This window comes from Kitasatospora sp. NPDC058048, assembly GCF_042885555.1.
In the GTDB taxonomy this organism is placed as follows: domain Bacteria; phylum Actinomycetota; class Actinomycetes; order Streptomycetales; family Streptomycetaceae; genus Kitasatospora; species Kitasatospora lactacystinica.
Genome location: NZ_JBHVRT010000066.1, coordinates 1 through 16,552, shown reverse-complemented (window position 1 = coordinate 16,552; position 16,552 = coordinate 1). Strand labels below are relative to the sequence as shown.

General features: G+C 72.4%; 17 protein-coding genes and 1 pseudogene. 11 read left to right on the top strand and 7 right to left on the bottom strand.

Going from position 1 to position 16,552, the window contains the following annotated elements; all coding sequences use genetic code 11:
• Positions 1 to 49: 49 nt before the first annotated feature.
• On the bottom strand, positions 50 to 304 hold the full coding sequence (locus ACFVVA_RS40080; RefSeq protein ID WP_359912273.1) for a hypothetical protein: 255 nt from the start codon (positions 302 to 304) through the stop codon (positions 50 to 52).
• Between the two features lie 167 nt (positions 305 to 471).
• On the bottom strand, positions 472 to 888 hold the full coding sequence (locus ACFVVA_RS40075; protein WP_359912276.1) for a (2Fe-2S) ferredoxin domain-containing protein: 417 nt from the start codon (positions 886 to 888) through the stop codon (positions 472 to 474).
• 194 nt (positions 889 to 1,082) lie between these two features.
• On the opposite strand from ACFVVA_RS40075, the gene lepB reads away from it, so the two are divergent.
• Entirely contained in the window at positions 1,083 to 1,709 is a 627-nt protein-coding gene (gene lepB / locus ACFVVA_RS40070) for a signal peptidase I (RefSeq protein WP_387695612.1), read from the top strand.
• 38 nt (positions 1,710 to 1,747) lie between these two features.
• On the opposite strand, the gene ACFVVA_RS40065 is transcribed toward lepB, so the two are convergent.
• On the bottom strand, positions 1,748 to 3,403 hold the full coding sequence (locus ACFVVA_RS40065) for an FAD-binding dehydrogenase (protein WP_387695611.1): 1,656 nt from the start codon (positions 3,401 to 3,403) through the stop codon (positions 1,748 to 1,750).
• Positions 3,404 to 3,771: 368 nt separating this feature from the next.
• Here ACFVVA_RS40065 and ACFVVA_RS40060 point away from each other — a divergent pair, with 368 nt between their 5' ends.
• Complete coding sequence (locus tag ACFVVA_RS40060; RefSeq protein WP_387695610.1) at positions 3,772 to 4,710, top strand: SGNH/GDSL hydrolase family protein; 939 nt, start codon at positions 3,772 to 3,774, stop codon at positions 4,708 to 4,710.
• Positions 4,711 to 4,878: 168 nt separating this feature from the next.
• Here ACFVVA_RS40060 and ACFVVA_RS40055 read toward each other — a convergent pair whose 3' ends face one another.
• A complete protein-coding gene (locus ACFVVA_RS40055; RefSeq protein WP_387695608.1) occupies positions 4,879 to 6,003 on the bottom strand; it encodes a HoxN/HupN/NixA family nickel/cobalt transporter in 1,125 nt (374 codons plus the stop codon).
• Positions 6,004 to 6,262: 259 nt separating this feature from the next.
• Here ACFVVA_RS40055 and ACFVVA_RS40050 point away from each other — a divergent pair.
• The 4 genes and pseudogenes from ACFVVA_RS40050 to ACFVVA_RS40035 form a co-directional block, all read left to right on the top strand.
• Positions 6,263 to 7,228 (top strand): annotated as a pseudogene (locus ACFVVA_RS40050) (hydrolase); the annotation flags it as partial.
• Between the two features lie 157 nt (positions 7,229 to 7,385).
• A complete protein-coding gene (locus tag ACFVVA_RS40045; RefSeq protein ID WP_387695607.1) occupies positions 7,386 to 9,239 on the top strand; it encodes a CocE/NonD family hydrolase in 1,854 nt (617 codons plus the stop codon).
• Between the two features lie 60 nt (positions 9,240 to 9,299).
• Complete coding sequence (locus tag ACFVVA_RS40040) at positions 9,300 to 9,500, top strand: hypothetical protein (protein ID WP_387695606.1); 201 nt, start codon at positions 9,300 to 9,302, stop codon at positions 9,498 to 9,500.
• 40 nt (positions 9,501 to 9,540) lie between these two features.
• On the top strand, positions 9,541 to 10,044 hold the full coding sequence (locus ACFVVA_RS40035) for an AAA family ATPase (protein WP_387695605.1): 504 nt from the start codon (positions 9,541 to 9,543) through the stop codon (positions 10,042 to 10,044).
• Here the strand turns inward: ACFVVA_RS40035 and ACFVVA_RS40030 are convergent.
• Positions 10,025 to 11,173, bottom strand: a complete 1,149-nt coding sequence (locus ACFVVA_RS40030) for an IS630 family transposase (RefSeq protein WP_387695604.1) — start codon at positions 11,171 to 11,173, stop codon at positions 10,025 to 10,027. The genes ACFVVA_RS40035 and ACFVVA_RS40030 overlap by 20 nt on opposite strands.
• Before the next feature lie 226 nt (positions 11,174 to 11,399).
• Here ACFVVA_RS40030 and ACFVVA_RS40025 point away from each other — a divergent pair, with 226 nt between their 5' ends.
• The 3 genes from ACFVVA_RS40025 (at position 11,400) to ACFVVA_RS40015 (ending at position 12,883) form a co-directional block, all read left to right on the top strand.
• On the top strand, positions 11,400 to 12,074 hold the full coding sequence (locus ACFVVA_RS40025) for a helix-turn-helix domain-containing protein (protein ID WP_387695603.1): 675 nt from the start codon (positions 11,400 to 11,402) through the stop codon (positions 12,072 to 12,074).
• Between the two features lie 127 nt (positions 12,075 to 12,201).
• Positions 12,202 to 12,666, top strand: a complete 465-nt coding sequence (locus tag ACFVVA_RS40020) for a hypothetical protein (RefSeq protein ID WP_387695601.1) — start codon at positions 12,202 to 12,204, stop codon at positions 12,664 to 12,666.
• A 76-nt stretch (positions 12,667 to 12,742) separates the two neighbouring features.
• The gene (locus tag ACFVVA_RS40015) at positions 12,743 to 12,883 is read left to right on the top strand and encodes a hypothetical protein (protein WP_387695600.1); all 141 of its coding nucleotides are present in this window, start codon (positions 12,743 to 12,745) and stop codon (positions 12,881 to 12,883) included.
• On the opposite strand, the gene ACFVVA_RS40010 is transcribed toward ACFVVA_RS40015, so the two are convergent.
• Complete coding sequence (locus ACFVVA_RS40010; RefSeq protein WP_387695599.1) at positions 12,880 to 13,713, bottom strand: hypothetical protein; 834 nt, start codon at positions 13,711 to 13,713, stop codon at positions 12,880 to 12,882. The genes ACFVVA_RS40015 and ACFVVA_RS40010 overlap by 4 nt on opposite strands.
• A gap of 94 nt (positions 13,714 to 13,807) precedes the next feature.
• Positions 13,808 to 15,127 carry a tetratricopeptide repeat protein gene (locus ACFVVA_RS40005; protein ID WP_387695598.1) on the bottom strand — a complete coding sequence of 440 codons (1,320 nt, stop codon included), beginning with the start codon at positions 15,125 to 15,127 and terminating at the stop codon, positions 13,808 to 13,810.
• Between the two features lie 296 nt (positions 15,128 to 15,423).
• Between ACFVVA_RS40005 and ACFVVA_RS40000 the strand changes: the two genes are divergently transcribed.
• Both ACFVVA_RS40000 and ACFVVA_RS39995 read left to right on the top strand, forming a co-directional pair.
• Positions 15,424 to 15,912: an NUDIX domain-containing protein gene (locus tag ACFVVA_RS40000; protein WP_387695597.1), complete on the top strand. Its 489-nt coding sequence runs from the start codon at positions 15,424 to 15,426 to the stop codon at positions 15,910 to 15,912.
• A gap of 103 nt (positions 15,913 to 16,015) precedes the next feature.
• Positions 16,016 to 16,453, top strand: a complete 438-nt coding sequence (locus ACFVVA_RS39995) for an ATP-binding protein (RefSeq protein WP_387695596.1) — start codon at positions 16,016 to 16,018, stop codon at positions 16,451 to 16,453.
• Positions 16,454 to 16,552 lie beyond the last annotated feature (99 nt).

Here is a 16,552-nt window from a genome sequence, read left to right as displayed (position 1 = left end):
GGGCCCGCCCGGACCCGCGGTCCGCGCCACCGGCCGGCCGGGTCCGTCCTCAGCCGGAGGGCTCGTCCCACTGGGTGGCGGCCCGGTTGCCGGTGCCGTCGCAGGTGCGGCAGATCTCGTCCCGGTAGGCGTGCTTGGCCCCGGTCGCGTCCACCCGGTAGCGCACGTACACCCCGGTGCCGTCGCAGAGGAAGCAGTTGCCGCCCCCGCCGCCCACCTCGGTGGTGCCGGTGCCCTGGCAGGTCCGGCAGCTGAGACCGGCGGTCCGGCCGGTGCCCGCGCAGATGCGGCAGACCGTCGTCATCGGCTTCCTCCCTCGCGCGGAATCGGCTCGGCGCCGTCCGCGAGGGCCCGGCGCCACCGGTCATGGTAGTGGTGAAGGCACCCGGGCCGACCCGGGTTCGCCCCGGGTAGACATGATCCGACGATCATCCAGTAGGACCGGGGACCGACCTCAGCCGGAGCCCGGCCTCACTCCGGCAGGCCCTCGCGGACCCGCCGGGACACCGAGATCAGCTGGAGGTCCAGCAGCCCGGGCGGATCGGCCAGGCCCGGGCCGCCCGCGCGCACCCAGGCGCCGATCTCGTCGATCATCTCGTCCATCAGCACGAAGCCCAGCCAGACCGGCCGGCCGCCCGCCGCCCGGCCCTCCGCCGAGGGGCCGACCACCACCACGTTCGACTGGGTGCACACGTCCAGGCACTTGACCGCCCGGACCCGGCCCGCCGAACCCACCGCCGTCCGCAGCCGCTCGTACTGGCCCGCGTGGTCCACCCCGGGGTGCTTGGCCTCGGTGCCGCAGCAGCAGCCCCGGCAGACCGTGACGGTCACGGGGGCACCGGCGCCCCGCTTGCGGTCCCGGGCACCGTCGCGCTCTCGGCGGCTCATCGGTTCTGCTCCCCCTCGTGGTCGGCGGCGCGCTCCGCACCGGCCCCCGCACTGTACCCGCAGGCCAGGGGGCACCCGCCAGACCCTTAGGATGCGCACGGCCCACGGGCCGCAGCACGAGTCACGAACGACAAGGGGAGGACGGCCGGATGCCGAAGCGAAGGGGCCGCCGCGGTACATGGATATCGGTGGCCGTGGGAGTGGTCGGGATCCTGTGCGCCGTGCTCGGGTTCGCCGTGGTCGGCTCCGGCTACGGCTATCACCGCATGGCGGGCGAGACGATGTCCCCGGAGCTGCCGTCGGGCACCGGGCTCTGGACCGAACGGGTCCGGCCCGCGGACGTGCGCCGCGGCGAGGTCTACACCGTCGACTCCCCCTGGACGCTGCAGGGCACGGTCGTCCAGCGGGCCATGGCCCTGGGCGGCGACCGCATCGCCTGCGCGAACGGGCAGTTCAGCCTCAACGGGAAGCCGGTCGACGAGCCGCCGGCCCGGCAGACCCACACCTGCTACCTCGACTTCGACGTCACCGTCCCGCCGGGCCGGGCCTTCCTGATGGGGGACCGCCGCGCCGACACCTTCGACTCCCGGATCAACCTGAACGACCAGCAGGGCACCGTCGACCTCGCCAAGGTCGGCGAGCGGGTGGTGTGGCACAACGGCGCCGGCGACGAGGCGCTGCCCGGCAAGCTCGCCGGAGCGCTCGTCCTGGGCGCGGTCGGGCTGCTGCTGGCCGTCGTCGGCCTGATCGCGGCGATCATCCTCGCCGTCCGCGGCCGGGCCGCCCGGCCGCTGGGGCTGGAGCCGCCGGCCACCTTCTGACGCCGTCCCCCGGCGCCGCTACCCGCCCCCCGGCGCCGCTACCCGACCGCCCGGGCCGCCGCCCGTCCCGCCGTACGGCCCGAGAACAGGCAGCCGCCCAGGAACGTCCCCTCCAGGGAGCGGTACCCGTGCACGCCCCCGCCGCCGAACCCGGAGGCCTCGCCGGCCGCGTACACCCCCGGCAGCACCTCGCCGTCCGGCCGCAGCACCCGGGAGGACAGATCGGTCTCCAGCCCGCCCAGCGACTTGCGGGTCAGGATGTTCAGCCGGACGGCGATCAGCGGCGCGGCGCCCGGGTCGAGGATGCGGTGCGGGGCGGCGGTGCGGATGAGCCTGTCGCCGAGGTGGCGGCGGGCCCCGTGGATCGCGGTGACCTGGAGGTCCTTGGCGAAGGGGTTGGCCAGCTGCCGGTCGCGGTCCTCGACGGTGCGGCGCAGCTCGTCCGGGTCGATCAGCGGTTCGCCGGTCCTGGCGTTCATGCCCCGGGCCAGGTCCGCGAGGTTGCCCGCCGTGACGAAGTCCCGGCCGTGCCGCAGGTGACCCCGGACCGGGCCGGGGGCCCCGGGCAGCGCGCGCCCGAGCACGCCGCGCACCGACTTGCCGGTCAGGTCGGGGTTCTGCTCGGAGCCGGAGAGGGTGAACTCCTTCTCGACGATCCGCTGGTTGAGCACGAACCAGGTGTACTCGTACCCGGTGGACATGATGTGTTCGAGCGTCCCGAGGGTGTCGAAGCCGGGGAACAGCGGGACGGGCAGCCGCCTGCCCCGCGCGTCCAGCCAGAGCGAGGAGGGGCCGGGCAGGATGCGGATGCCGTGCCGGGCCCAGATCGGGTCCCAGTTCTCGATGCCCTCGGTGTAGTGCCACATCCGGTCGCCGTTGATCAGGCTGGCCCCGGCCCGGCCGGCGACCTCCAGCATCAGTCCGTCCACGTGCGCGGGCACCCCGGAGAGCAGCCTGGCGGGCGGGGTGCCGAGCCGGGCCGGCCAGGCCTTGCGGACCAGGTCGTGGTTGCCGCCGATGCCGCCGGAGGTGACGATCACGGCCTGGGCGCGCAGCTCGAAGCTCCCGGCGGCCTCGCGCGAGCTGGCCTCGCCCCGGCCCGCCGGGCTCGGCACCAGCACCTCGCCGGTGACGGTGTCGACGGCGCCCGCGGTGGCGGACAGCCCGGTGACCCGGTGCCGGAAGCGCAGGTCCACCAGGCCGCGCGCGGCGGCGGCGCGGACCCGCCGGACGAAGGGCTCCAGCAGCCCCGGCCCGGTGCCCCAGGTGATGTGGAAGCGCGGCACCGAATTGCCGGGCCCGTCGGCGAGGTAGCCGCCGCGCTCGGCCCAGCCGACCACCGGGAAGAACCGCACGCCCATGCCGTGCAGCCAGGAGCGCTTCTCGCCCGCCGCGAAGTCCACGTACGCCTCGGCCCAGCGGCGCGGCCAGGCGTCCTCGGGCCGGTCGAAGCCGGCCGTACCGAGCCAGTCCCGCAGGGCGAGGGCGTGCGAGTCGCGGATCCGCATCCGGCGCTGCTCGGGCGAGTCGACCAGGAAGAGGCCGCCGAAGGACCAGTGCGCCTGGCCGCCGAAGGAGGCGAGGGGCTCCTGGTCGAGGAGGATCACCTTCCGTCCGGCGTCGGCGAGTTCGGCGGTGGCGGCGAGGCCCGCGAGGCCCGCTCCGATGACGATGACGTCGGCGTCCAGGGCCATGCGCAGTCCTCCGTCGGGGCTCGCGGTGGCGGCGCGTCCGGGACGCGCCGCCGCTGTGCGCCCGATACTGCGGTCTGCGGTGACGTCCGGTCAACCGGCGGGTAACAACCGTCCGCGTGAATTCCGCTCCGGGCCGTTTCGGAATTGCCGCCGGCAGTGGCGCGATAGCCGTTCGAGAGCCGTGCGATAGCCGTTCGGCGCCCGGTGGGGCGAAATGCGGAATTCCGTCCGGGCCCGCCTGACGGAATGTCGGCAATTTCCGCGCAAACCATGGACGCCCGGGAAACCTGGCAGTAACTTACCTGCGAGTAGCTGTGGCCCGGCTCGATGCGACCCCCACCCGTCGTTTCTCTCCCCCAGGAGGAATCGTGCTCCGCCCTGCCCGGAAATCCCGGCACCTCCGGAATTCCACCGCGCTCGCCGCCGTCGCCCTCGGTGCCGCACTCGCACTCACCTCCACCACCGCCCAGGCCGCCGGCGCCGCGCCGAAGCACTACGTGGCGCTCGGCGACTCCTACGCCGCCGGCGCCGGCGTGCCGGGCCAGTCGGCCGGCCTGTGCCTGCGCTCCGACCGCAACTACGGCCACCTGGTCGCCGCCGCCCTCAAGTCCGGCCGGTACACCGACGTCACCTGCTCCGCGGCCAAGATCAAGGCGATGACGCAGCCCCAGTACGACGCCTTCATCAGGGTCAACGACCCCCAGCTGGACACGGTGACCGCCGACACCGACCTGGTCACCCTCGGGATCGGCGGCAACGACCTCGCGGCCAGCGACCTCGGCCTCGGCGAACTGGTCGCCACCTGCATCGCCGGCGCCGTCGTCAACCCGCTCGGCACGCCCTGCAAGGACGTCTATCACCACGGCTACTGGGACTGGAGCAGCATGTCCTGGCAGTACGGCACCGACGACCTGGCCGAGCGGATCCGCACCACCATCGCCCCGCAGCTGGCCGACACCCTCAAGCGCATCCACGCCAAGGCGCCCGGGGCGAGGGTGCTGCTGGTCGGCTACCCGTCCGTGCTGCCCGCCGACGGCTCGACGTGCATCCTGCGCCAGCCGGTGACGCCGGGCGACGTCGAGTACATGCACGGCGTGCTCGACAAGCTGAACGCCGCGCTGAAGTCCACCGCGGCCGCGAACGGCGCGACCTACGTGGACACCGCGACGCCGACCCTCGGGCACGACGTCTGCTCGGACGACCGCTGGATCGAGGGCGCGCTGCCCGGCTCGCCCGCTGTGCCGTTCCACCCCAACGCGACCGGCGAGCAGGTGATGGCCCAGGCGGTGCTCGCCGCGCTGAAGTAGCGCGGCCCCGGCGCCCGAACCGCCGCCCGCGCGGGTGCCGCGCCCCGACCGCCGCCCGCGCGGCGCCCGCCCGGCGCGCCCCCGGAAAGCCCCGAGGGGCCGGTGACCGAACCCCCGGTCACCGGCCCCTCGGCCCTGCGGCCCCTCGGCCCCTCGGTCCTGCGCGTCCTACTCGGACTTCGCGGAGGCGGGGGCGGCACCGGCGGCGGCACCGGCGGCCAGCCCGGCCGACCACTTCTCCTCGACGTTGCCGAGCTTCCAGTAGGCGATCGCCGCGGCCCAGGTGAGCACGAACAGTCCGACGATGGCGTAGCCGACGAAGTTGAGGTCCAGTGCGCCGATCCAGGCGACCGGACCGCTGGTGATGTCCAGCTTCTCGCCGAGCAGGCCGATCAGCTCGATCGAGCCGATCACCAGTGCGACCAGCACCGACAGCCCGGTGACGGTCAGGTTGTAGTAGATCTTGCGGACCGGCTTGGAGAAGGCCCACTCGTACGCGAAGTTCATGAACGAGCCGTCGATGGTGTCCAGCAGGCTCATTCCGGCCGCGAACAGGATCGGCAGCGTGAGCAGCGCGTACCAGGGCAGCGAGAAGGCCGCCGCGCCGCCCGCCAGCACCAGCAGGGACACCTCGGTGGCGGTGTCGAAGCCCAGGCCGAACAGCAGGCCCACCGGGTACATGTGCCAGGGCTTGGTGACGGCCCGGGTGACCCTGCCGAGGATGCGGTTCATCAGCCCGCGCCGCTCCAGCTGGCGCTCCAGCTCCGCCTCGTCGTAGTCGCCCTCGCGCATCCGGCGGAAGACCTTGAGGATGCCGTTGAAGGCGCCCAGGTTGATCAGGCCGAGCAGCAGCAGGAAGGTGCCGGAGACGGCGACGCCGATCAGGCCGGTCATCTCGTGCAGCGTCGAGTCGTCGGACTCCACCTGGCCGGCCAGTGAGCGGATGCCGAGGGCCAGCAGGGCGCAGAGACCGAAGACGATCGACGAGTGCCCGAGCGAGAACCAGAAGCCGACCGACAGCGGCCGCTTGCCCTGGCCCATCAGCTTGCGGGTGGTGTTGTCGATGGCGGCGATGTGGTCCGCGTCGAAGGCGTGCCGCATGCCGAGGGTGTAGGCGGTCAGGCCCATGCCGGCGCCGAACACCTGGCCGCCGACGTCGTAGTGCTCGGGCTCGACCACCGCGAGCAGGGTGAACCAGCCGATGACGTGGAGCGCGAGGATGAATCCGCCCATTCCGGCCAGGCGGATCCACTCCTCACGGGTGAGCCGGTCGCGCCAGCGGGGGGCGGTCATCGTCGTGTCCTTTCGGTCGGGCGGTCGAAGCTGGGCCATCTTTCCGCCTAGGTGCGCGCAGTTGCAAGTCATGCGCAATTACGGATTCGCCTCCCCCCGGTCTCCCCCGGCTTCCACCCCCCTCCCGAAGATCGTCACGACCCGTACAAGGCTTCGTAACCTCGGAGGGCTTTCACCCTGCGCTCTACGCGCGGATACTCCCGTTCTACGCGCGAAAACCTGAGCGCTGCCCCCTCAACTCCCCACGGAGGAACGGCACATGACGATCCGCATCCGAACCGCCGCGGCCCTCGCCGGAACGGCCCTGCTCACGGCCGGCCTCACCACCCCCGCCGCCACCGCCGCGCCCGGCCCCGCCGCGCCCGCCGCGCCCGCCGCCAGGACCGCCACCGTCGGCGCCACCCCGCACCGGGTGCTGTTCGACAACAGCAAGGCCGAGACCGCGGGCAACGCCGACTGGATCATCAGCACCAGCCAGCCCGACCCGCTGGCCCAGAACGCCAACCCCACCACCGAGAAGAGCTGGACCGGCGCCCTGTCCGCCTGGGGCGTCGCCCTCCAGAAGACCGGCCAGTACAGCCTGAAGACCCTCCCGGCCGGGTCCACCATCAGCTACGGCACCGGCGCCGCGCTCGACCTCGCCAACTTCGACACCTTCGTGATCCCGGAGCCCAACACGCGCTTCTCCGCGGGCGAAAAGGCCGCGATCATGAACTTCGTGAAGAACGGCGGCGGGCTCTTCCTGGTCTCCGACCACAACAACAGCGACCGCAACAACGACGGCTGGGACTCCCCGAAGATCATCAACGACCTGCTGACCAACAACGGGGTGAACAACAACGACCCCTTCGGCTTCTCGGTCGACCTGCTCAACATCACCACCGACAACCCGCGCGCGGCCGACGCCCCGACCGACCCCGTGCTGCACGGCCCCTTCGGCACCGTCACCGGCTCCATCCTGCGCAACGGCACCACCTTCACCCTCAAGCCCGCCGACAACCCGAACGTCAAGGGCCTGGTCTACCGGACCGGCTACAGCGGCAACACCGGCGCGTTCTTCGTCACCAGCACCTTCGGCTCCGGCCGGGTCGCGATCTGGGGCGACAGCTCCCCGATCGACGACGGCACCGGCCAGTCCGGCAACACCCTGTACAACGGCTGGGACGACCCGGCGGGCACCGACGCCGCCCTCGCCCTCAACGCCACCGCCTGGCTGAGCAAGGCCTGACCGGGGGCGCCCCTCACCGGGCCCCCTCACCGGGCCCCTCGCATCAGGCCCCTCGCATCAGGCCCCTCTCACCAGGAAAAGGGCCGCTCCCTCCCCTACTGTCGGAAATACCGAACCGTCGGAAGGCCGACGCCCGGGACCGATGGGAGCGGCCATGCCGTCCTACCCCTTCCACACCACCCGCGAGGACCTGCGCATCCCGCTGCCCGACGGCACCCGGCTGGCCGCCCGGCTGTGGCGGCCGGTCGGTGACGAGCCCGGCCCCGCGCTGCTGGAGTACTCCGGCGGCCGCCTCACCGACCGGACCGCCGCCGAGGACGCCCGCCGCCACCCCTGGTACGCCGGCCACGGCTACACCGCCGTCCGGGTCGACACCCGCGGGCACGGCAACTCCGAGGGCATCCCCGGCGAGCCCGGCGGCGAACAGGAGCTGGCCGACGGCGCCGCCGTGGTCGACTGGCTCGCCCGCCGCCCCTGGTGCAACGGCCGGCTCGGCCTGCTCGGCACCGGCACCGCCGGCACCACCGCCCTGCGGCTCGCCGCCCGCACCCCCGGCACCGTCGGCGCCGTCGTCACCGCCTGCCCCGAGGGCGGCCACCGGCTCGGCGGGGCCGTGCTCGCCGCCGACCTGCACACCCGGCTCACCGCCCTGGTCGCCGACGCCGCCCTGCCGCCGGACCCGCGGCACGTAGGCGACGCCTGGCGGGCCGCCTGGCTGGCCCGGCTGGAGGCGCTGCAGCCGCCCGTCGACGACTGGCTCGCACCCCGCGAGAGCACCGTCCCGGTGTCCGTGCCCGCCCTCGCCGTGGCCGGCTGGGGCGACCCGTCCTGCTCCTTCGTGCTGCGGCTGCTCGCCGAGTCCCCCACCGCGCGCGCCCTGATCGGCCCCTGGCCGCACGGCCTGCCCGAGGCCGCCCTGCCCGACACCCTGCGCTGGTGGGACCACTGGCTGCGCGGCATCGACACCGGCGCCCTCAAGGAACCCGCCCTGCGCACCTGGCTCTCCACCCGCTGGACCGGGGACGAGGCCTGGCCCTCCCCCGACGTCCGGGAGATCCACTACGGCCTGGACGGCCCGCTGCGCACCGCCGGCACCGCCGCCCACGACCGGTACGTCCCGGTCCGGTCCCCGCAGCACACCGGCCTCAACGCCGGCGCCTACGTCCCCCACGGCCGTCCCGCCGACCAGCCGCCGGACCAGCGCGAGGAGGACGGCCGCTCGGTCTGCTTCGACTCCCAGCCACTGCCCGAACCCGTCGAGCTGCTCGGCGCCCCGACCGTCCGGCTGCGGCTGCGCGAGGACGGGGCACCCGTCCAGGTGACGGTGCGGCTGTGCGCGGTCGGCCCGGACGGCACCTCGGAGCTGGTCACCCGGGGCTTCCTGGTCGCCGACGGGCCGGACGCCGAGGTCGATCTCGCGGCCTGCGCCTGGACGGTCCCGGCCGGGCACCGGCTGCGGCTCGCCCTCTCCTCGGTCTACTGGCCCTGGGTCTGGCCCCCCGCGGAGGACACCGGGTACGGCGTCGACCCGTCCCGCTCCACCCTGAGCCTGCCGGTGCGCCACCTCGCCGCCGACGTCGGCGCCCCGCCCGTCACCTTCGAACCCCCGGTGCTGCCCGCACCGCTCGACATCCACCTCACCGAACCGCTCACCGTCCGGCCCGAACACCTCACCGTGCACGACATCGGCCGCCACGAGTGGCGCACCGAGCTCTCCCCCGCCACCGACGGCACCCGAACCCACCCCGACGGCCTGGTCCGCGACGAACACACCGTCACCGCCTACCGGGTGCTCACCGGCGCCCCGCTCAGCGCCCAGGCCCGCACCGACCGCACCGTCCGCCTGGAGCGGCCCGACATCGGCTGGGACGTCACCGTCCAGACCCGCACCCAACTGCGCTGCGACGCCGAACACTTCATCAGCGTCGTCCAGCTGCGGGCGCTGGAGGCGGGCTCGGTGGTGTTCGCCCGGGAGTGGCAGCACCAAGTGCCGCGAGAGCCGTCCTGAACGAGACCGTTCGTGATGTGACAATGCCCTTACCAGAAGCGCGAGTCGGGGAGGGCGGGCATGCTGGACGAGTCGGTGTACCGGACCGAGGACGTGGAACCACCGGACCGCTTCGAGTACTGGCAGCATCAACTCACCCGGATGATCGCGCCGTTCGACGTCCGCACCGAGCACAGGGCCGACTTCCGGTCCGAGGTGCGCATCCTGCCGCTCGGCGACCTGGCGCTCTGGACGATGGAGCACCCGCCGCTAGTGCTCTGACCGCATAGGTTCGCCGGGTTGGTCGGTCTAACCTGGCTCCGTGACGGAGCAATTGAGCACGGTAGTGCTGATGTGCGGTCTTCCCGGAGCGGGCAAGACCACCTACGCGATGGATCTGGTGCGACGCGGTTTCGCCCGGCTGTCGATCGACGAAGTGGTCTGGCAACGACTCGGGCAGCGCGACGCCGGCCTAGTGCTGGAAGCTGAGGCGTTCGACCGGCTCAAGGAAGTGATCCGCCGCGAGCAACGGCAGGAACTGGTCGAGCTGATGCTGGCCGGGCGCGACGTGGTGGTGGACTACAGCTTCTGGAGTCGCGCCGCCCGCGACGACTACAAGGCGCTGATTGAAAGCCACGGTTGCCACTGGGAACTGGTCCACCTCAAGGCTGACCGGACGACGCTGGAGCGCCGCCTCGAAGTACGAAGCGGTGTAGAGGGTGCCAACGCCGTCACCGTGGATGAGGCGCTGTTCAACCGCTACCTGACCAACTTCGAGGAACCGAAGGGAGAGGGTGAGCAGGTCGTCATGCAGTCCTCGGCTTGAGGATCTGAAGCCGTTCGGCGGGGATGGGACGCCCGCCCCAGCGGATGCCCTTTTCGCTGCGGATGCGGGCTCGTTCGCGGCGTTGGGCGGCCAGGACGTCGGGGTGGCGGGCGTTGGCGTTGCGCCAACGGAGGTATCGGTGCAGTTCACGGGTCTGGACGGTGTGGTTGGGGTGGTTGGAGTTGGCGAGGGTGAACTGCCGCAGCGGTCCGAAGTGCGCCTCGATGGGGTTGGCCCAGGAGGCGTTGGTCGGGGTGAAGCAGAGCTCCACCTTGTTCTTCCGGGCCCATTGGCGGATCTTGGCGCCCTTGTGGGCGGAGAGATTGTCCATGATCACGTAGATCGGGGCGCCGTCGGGGCGGGCGGCACGGATCGACTTGAGCGCGGCCAGGCTGTTGGCTGTGCCCTTACGGCGGTGGTTGACGCCCCAGAGGGTGTCGTCGCCGATGGAGTAGCAGCCGTGGAAGTAGGTCACGCCGTGGGTGCGGTGGTAGGTCGCCGGGACCCGGTCCGGCCGGCCCTGCTCGGCCCAGCATGATCCGCCGGTCGAGCGTATGCCGAGCGGCCCGAACTCGTCGAACGCGAAAACGCGGTCGGGGAAGCGTTCCAGGACGTGCTCGATCCGGTCCAGCTTGGCGTCGCGGTCGGGGTCGGTGGACTCCTTCCAGGTCTTGGTCCGCTGGAAGGTGACGCCGCGTCGGGCGAGCAGGCAGCGCAGGGCCTCGCGGCCGATGCGGATCACCCGGCCGTGCACCTTACGGAGGTAGGCGGCGAGCTTGCGGATAGACCAGCGAGTGAAGGGCTGGGCGAGCTTGGTCGGGCGGGTGGTGGCCGTCTGGACGACGAAGTCCTCGTCGTCAGGACTGAGTTGGCGGGGACGGCCTCCCGCCCACTGAGGGTCCAGACAGGCCAGGCCGATCTCGTTGAAGCGGTGAACGACGTCGCGCACGGTGTCCTCGTCGGCCGCCACCAGCTGGGCGATCACCGGGACGCGATTCCCTCCGGCCGAGGCCAGCAGCATCATCACCCGCCGGTAGCGCACTGAACTGGTGCTGCCCCGACGCACGATCTGCTGCAGCCACTGCCCCTCCTGATCAGTCAGTCTGCGGACCCTGACCGGCTCTGCCACCACGCCTCCACACATCGGATGGATGTCAGCCCCCATCCAATCGGCCCCAGCCTTCGCCCGGGCAGAAACCCGGTGAACCTATGCGGTCAGAGCACTAGCCGCGAGCCGGTCGCCGCGCCTGATCCGCTCGTCCACCGACCCCGAGCTGTACCTGTTCTCGCTTCCGTTCGGCGACACCGCCACCGCGGTCCGTTCCGACGGCCTCGGCGCCTACCGCCCGTACGACGTGGTCCTGCAGGACAGCGCCCGGCCCATCCTCCTCCGGGCGAGCACCGACGATCCGCGCCAGCGGTTCCGCGGGGGCTGGCTGACCGTGCCTCGGCAGGCGCTGCCGCTGTCGCCGGACCGGATCGGCACGCTCACGGCCCGCCGGATGCCCGGGGACGCGGGCATGGGCGCCCTGCTCGTCCAGCTGCTCGCCGGCATCGCCGCCGACCCCGGCGCCTACCGGGCCGGCGACGCGCCCCGGCTGGGCACCGTCGCCCTCGACCTGGTGTCGGCGCTGCTCGCCCACCACCTCGACGCCGAGGACGCGCTACCGCCGGAGAGCCGGCGCCGGGCCCTGGTCCAGCGCGTCCGGGCCTTCGTCCGCGCCCACCTGCACGAGCCGGACCTCAACCCCGGCGCGGTCGCCGCCGCGCACCACATCTCGGTCAGCTACCTGCACCGCCTCTTCGAGGGCGAGGAGGAGACCGTCGCCGCCTGGATCCGCCGCCAGCGCCTCGAACGGGCCCGCCGCGACCTCGCCGACCCGGCCCTGGCCGCCACCCCCGTCCACGTCATCGCGGCCCGCTGCGGGTTCCCCCGCGCCGCCGACTTCAGCCGCGCCTTCCGCGGCGCGTACGGGCTGCCGCCCCGCGACTTCCGGCACGGCGCCGCGACGGCTGGCGGTGGACGCTGAGCGAAGCGGACGTGGACCCGCTGCTAACGACAACCCCCATGGGGGGTCGGCAAGCTGATGCTGTGTCCACCACGGGGGATCAAGTGGTGGACGCGAAGACACCAGCACCCTCGAAGGGGGACCATCCATGTCCAGCCACGGACTCCGCAGCACCCGGCGCTCCGCCGCCGCCGTCGGCCTCGCCGCCCTGACGCTCGCGCTGACCGCCCTCGGCGGCGGTCGGGCCGTCGCCGCTCCGCAGGCCGACCCGCTCACGATCGGGACGCCCGTCACCGTGTCGGAGTCCGCGATCGCGGCGGACAGCCTGCCGTGCATCACCAGCCCCGGGGTCAAGACCTGCTTCGACAAGGCCGGCGACAAGGTGCTCGTGCTCGACACCGCGAAGGACGGCTTCTCCGCCGTCGGCCGGTGGAGCACCGACTACGGCCGCACCGGCGCGTGCCGCAACGCCCTCGGCGTCGGCAAGTGGGCGGAGTGCAACTACGACATGCGCGAGACGGGGCACATCCAGCTGAACAACGCCCTCTACGACGGCGACACCGGGCTGTTGGTGCTGACCAACATGTACTCGGGCTGGCTGGCGATCGGCTGACCCGCCGGCGGCCCTGCGGCTCCCCGCCCGTACGACGGGCGGGGAGCCGCAGGGCGCGGCGCCCGTCCCGCTACGCGTGATCGGCCAGGACCTCGGCGACGACGTGGCGGGCGAGGTCACCCCGAACGCGGCCCTCGGCACTCGGGTCGCGCACTTCGACGACCTCGACGGCACCGACCTGGAGATCATCCACCCCGAGAGCGGCTTCGCCGGCTAGGAGCCTGCGACGGCCGGCCGCCGGGGCCACCCGCGCAGGGCCGCGCGCGCCCGGGCGACACCGCCGGGGGTGGCGGGCGCGCCGGTGCCGACGGCGACGGTTCTCGTGTCGAGGCCCGCGCAGGTGCGGCAGATCCCGGGGCGGGGCACCGGGTCGTGGCAGCGGCCGCACTCGGCGTACGGCGTCGGCGGGGGCGCTTCGGGGCGTTCCGGTGGCAGCTTGCGTTGCAGGCGGTCCCGGAGGATCGCCGTGGGGGAGTGCATCGGCTGGGGCAGCCCGGGGAGCAGGGCGTGGGCCAACTCGGCCTCGCTGCTTCCTCGTTCCAGCCACTGTGTGACGAGCGGTGCCAGCGTCTGCGCCTCGGCCTCGCCGAGGCGCAGACGGGGTTCGGGCCGGATCACCCGGAACAGGGTGGCCACGGCGGCCCGCGTCCGTTCATCCGGGAGGGTGGGTTCTTGTCCCGGGTCCTTTACGGGAGGAGTGACAGCGCCGCCGGTCCCTCGCCCACCGGAGGCCGGGCGGGGGACAGCCGGTTCGGGTTGAGGGGTGTCGTAGACGTGGGACTCGGACCGGACCGTCCCGTCGGGCATCCGGACCCTGTCGACCCGGTAGTACCCGGCGTCCTTGAGTTCCTTGAGCGCCCGCCGGACGGCACCCCGCCCCTGCGGGCTGCTGTCCGCCATCTGCCGCCCGTCCTCCCGCCACCCGTCGGGCCGGGAGAGCAGGTCGGCGAGGAGGCCACGAGCGGTGTAGCTGAGCCGACGGTCCTGCAACAGGCCGTTCGGTAGAACGGTGAACGCGCGCGTGTGCGCGCTACGATGAATCTGCATCTGGAGTTACAGCTCCTGGTGCCCGACCCCGGGGTGTTCCACCACCGCCGGGGTCTCCTATGTTCTGTTGATGATGCGGAAAGTAGCACACCGACTACGCACGGTGCGAACCGTTTGCGAATTGCCGCCCGCCCGTCATGGGCCGGGCACGCTCCAGGAGTTCGCGCACATGGTGGTTGCGGCGGTGCGGCCGGGCCGCGGAGAGCATCGAGCGGAAGCGGTCGTCGGCCCGGCCGGACTGGATGGTCGGGTAGTCGTCCAACGCCCGGTGCCAGTCCGCGCAGGCTTCTTCGAGGCGGCCGGCCTGCAGCTTCCACTCCGCGAGCATGCCGGTCATCCGCACCCGATTGCGAATGTATACGGAGTACCGCAGGCGGTCGGACGTCTCCATCGCGCTGATGGCACCAGTCTTGTCCCCGAGCTCCCAGCGGACCTGGGCCTCGTGGTAGGCGAGGGAGGACGGATCGTAGGAGCCGAACGCCTTCGCTTTGGACTCGGCCTGCTCCATCGCAACTTCTGCTGTTCGCAGGTGGTGCAGGGCTCCGGTCCTGTCTCCGGTCTGGGCGAGGGCGTGGGCCTGCTGGCCGGCGAGGAAGGCCCTCATGCGAGGGCCGGCCTGGGGGGAGGCTGCCGAGGCGGCGTCCGCGAACCGCAGGGCGGTACTGCCGTGGCCGAGGTCGACGGCCTGGACGCTCATGCCCCGCAGGGTGGTGCAGTACGTGAGGTGGTCGCCCGCGTGCCCGGCCAGCTCCAGGGCCTTCAGGTAGTAGTGCTGAGCCAGGGAGTCGTGGCGCTCGTCCATGGCCATGTAGCCGGTCAGGTAGCAGTGGTCGGCGGCGGCCGACAGCATGGCCTTGCGGACGTCCTCACCGGCGTCCGCCCGAAGGTACGGGACGATCGTGTTCACCAGGAACGAAGCTGCCATCGGGCGGGCCATCCGGCCGCCGAACTGGTCGTCCAGGTCACTGATCCGCCCGGTCATCGCCGCGACCGCCCGCACCTCCGCCATGCCGATCCGCAGGTGGGGGTCGGTTCGCAGCCTCTCGAAGCGGCCCACCGCGTCGGGCCAGCCCGGAATGGCAAGGGCCGCCGAGTACAGGCCTGCCGTGAGGACTCCGCGCCGCGATGGGTCCATATCGAGGCTCCCCAGGTTGGTCAGCCCTGACACCGTATCCGTCGGCTGGTCAACGGTGGTAGGTGTCTCGCGGAATCCGGCCTCGAAGGCGGTGATGGGTCGCTTGAGCCTCCGCGCCAGCGTCTCCAGGACGATCGGCAGGGCCCTCACCGAAGGCGAGGTGCCGCTGAGCCAGTGGGAGACGGCCGAGGCATCGTACTTGAGTCGCTGTCCGGTCTCGGTGCCGGCTCGGTTGATGGCCCGCGCCAACTCGCCGTTCCCCCAAGCGGCTTCAGTCATCAATGAGGCGAGCTTGCGGTTCGGCGCACGGTCGGTTCGCACGACAGTTCCCCCTTGCAGTCGGGTTTCAAGGGTTTCAACGTCCCGGCTTGGCTCGACCATAGCCGACCGCAGAGCAGGGCGGTTGACTGTTCGTCATCGGCCGATCACCAGCAGTGGCAGGGCCTCTCGTTGCGGGGTCACCCGGCCGCTCCTGGAAATCGCGCCCGGACTCCTGTGGGGAATCGCCGCCTCGTTGGCTTTTCGTAATCCTTTAAGTCCTCGTATCTGGAGCAGAGTTGAGCAGGACCCGCATCATGAGCAAGCCCCCGGCCCGCCGGTCGGGTCAGCAGATCTTCGCCCTGCGCGAGAATCCCGACGGATCGGGCGAACTCTCCGCCCTCCTCGTCGATCCGATCTACATGGACGGACTGATCCTCCCCGGCGGCAGCGCCGAGCAGGACGAGCTCCCGCACCTCGCGGCCCGTCGGCACCTCGAAACCGAGACCGGTCTCGTCCTTCCCCTGCGCACCGTCCTCACCATCGACTACATGCCCGCCGCCGAGTTCCCCGAGGGTCTCAACCTCGTCTATGCGGGCGGAATGCTCACACCCCAGCAGGCCAACACCGCGACCCACCACCAGCCCCCGGAAGAACTCCGCGCCCTCCACTGGGCCCCCCGCCACCAGCTCCGCGACCTCATGGCCGACGAGCAGTGCCGCCGCGTCGAGGATGCCTGGGACGCCTGGGAACACGGTGACGGCCTGCCCCTCCTCGTCCGAGGCGTGCCGGTCCCGGTCGGCTGACCAAACGCCCGACCCGACGGCGACATCCCAGGGCCGGACCTCCGTGAGTGCGGTCCGGCCCCACCTTCAGCAGCACGGCTACAGTCCCTTGAGGTACTCCCCCATGCTCAAAACCCACCGCCGCCCCCGCATGTTCGTCGCGCGCCTCGACTCCCGTACCGAGTCCACGCCCCTGGCCCGCTACCTGCTCCGTGCCTACCTCTCCGGCATGCCCTCCGGCGAGCGCTACTCCGACACCGCCGAGCTCCTCCTCGGCGAACTCTTCGCCAACGCCGTCCAGCACTCCGATTGCCCCGACGGCGACCACATCGAGATCCGCTTCACCCTCACCGGCTCCCGCCTGCGCCTCGAAGTCCACGACGCCGGCACCAACCACCCCAACGTCCGCACGTCCTCCCCCTCCGACGAGCACGGCCGTGGCCTGCTCCTCGTCAACGAACTCGCCGAGCGCTGGGGCTGCGAATCCCGCCCCGGCGGCATCGGCAAGTTCGTCTGGGCCCTCGTCGCCCCCGCCCCCGGCCCCGCCCTCATCACCGCCTGAAAGTCCGAACCCCCATGCACCTCACCACCCTCGCCGGCCACGCCCTCTCCCGCGGCCGCACCCCCGCCGACACCTACGCCCTCCTCGCCCGCCGCACCC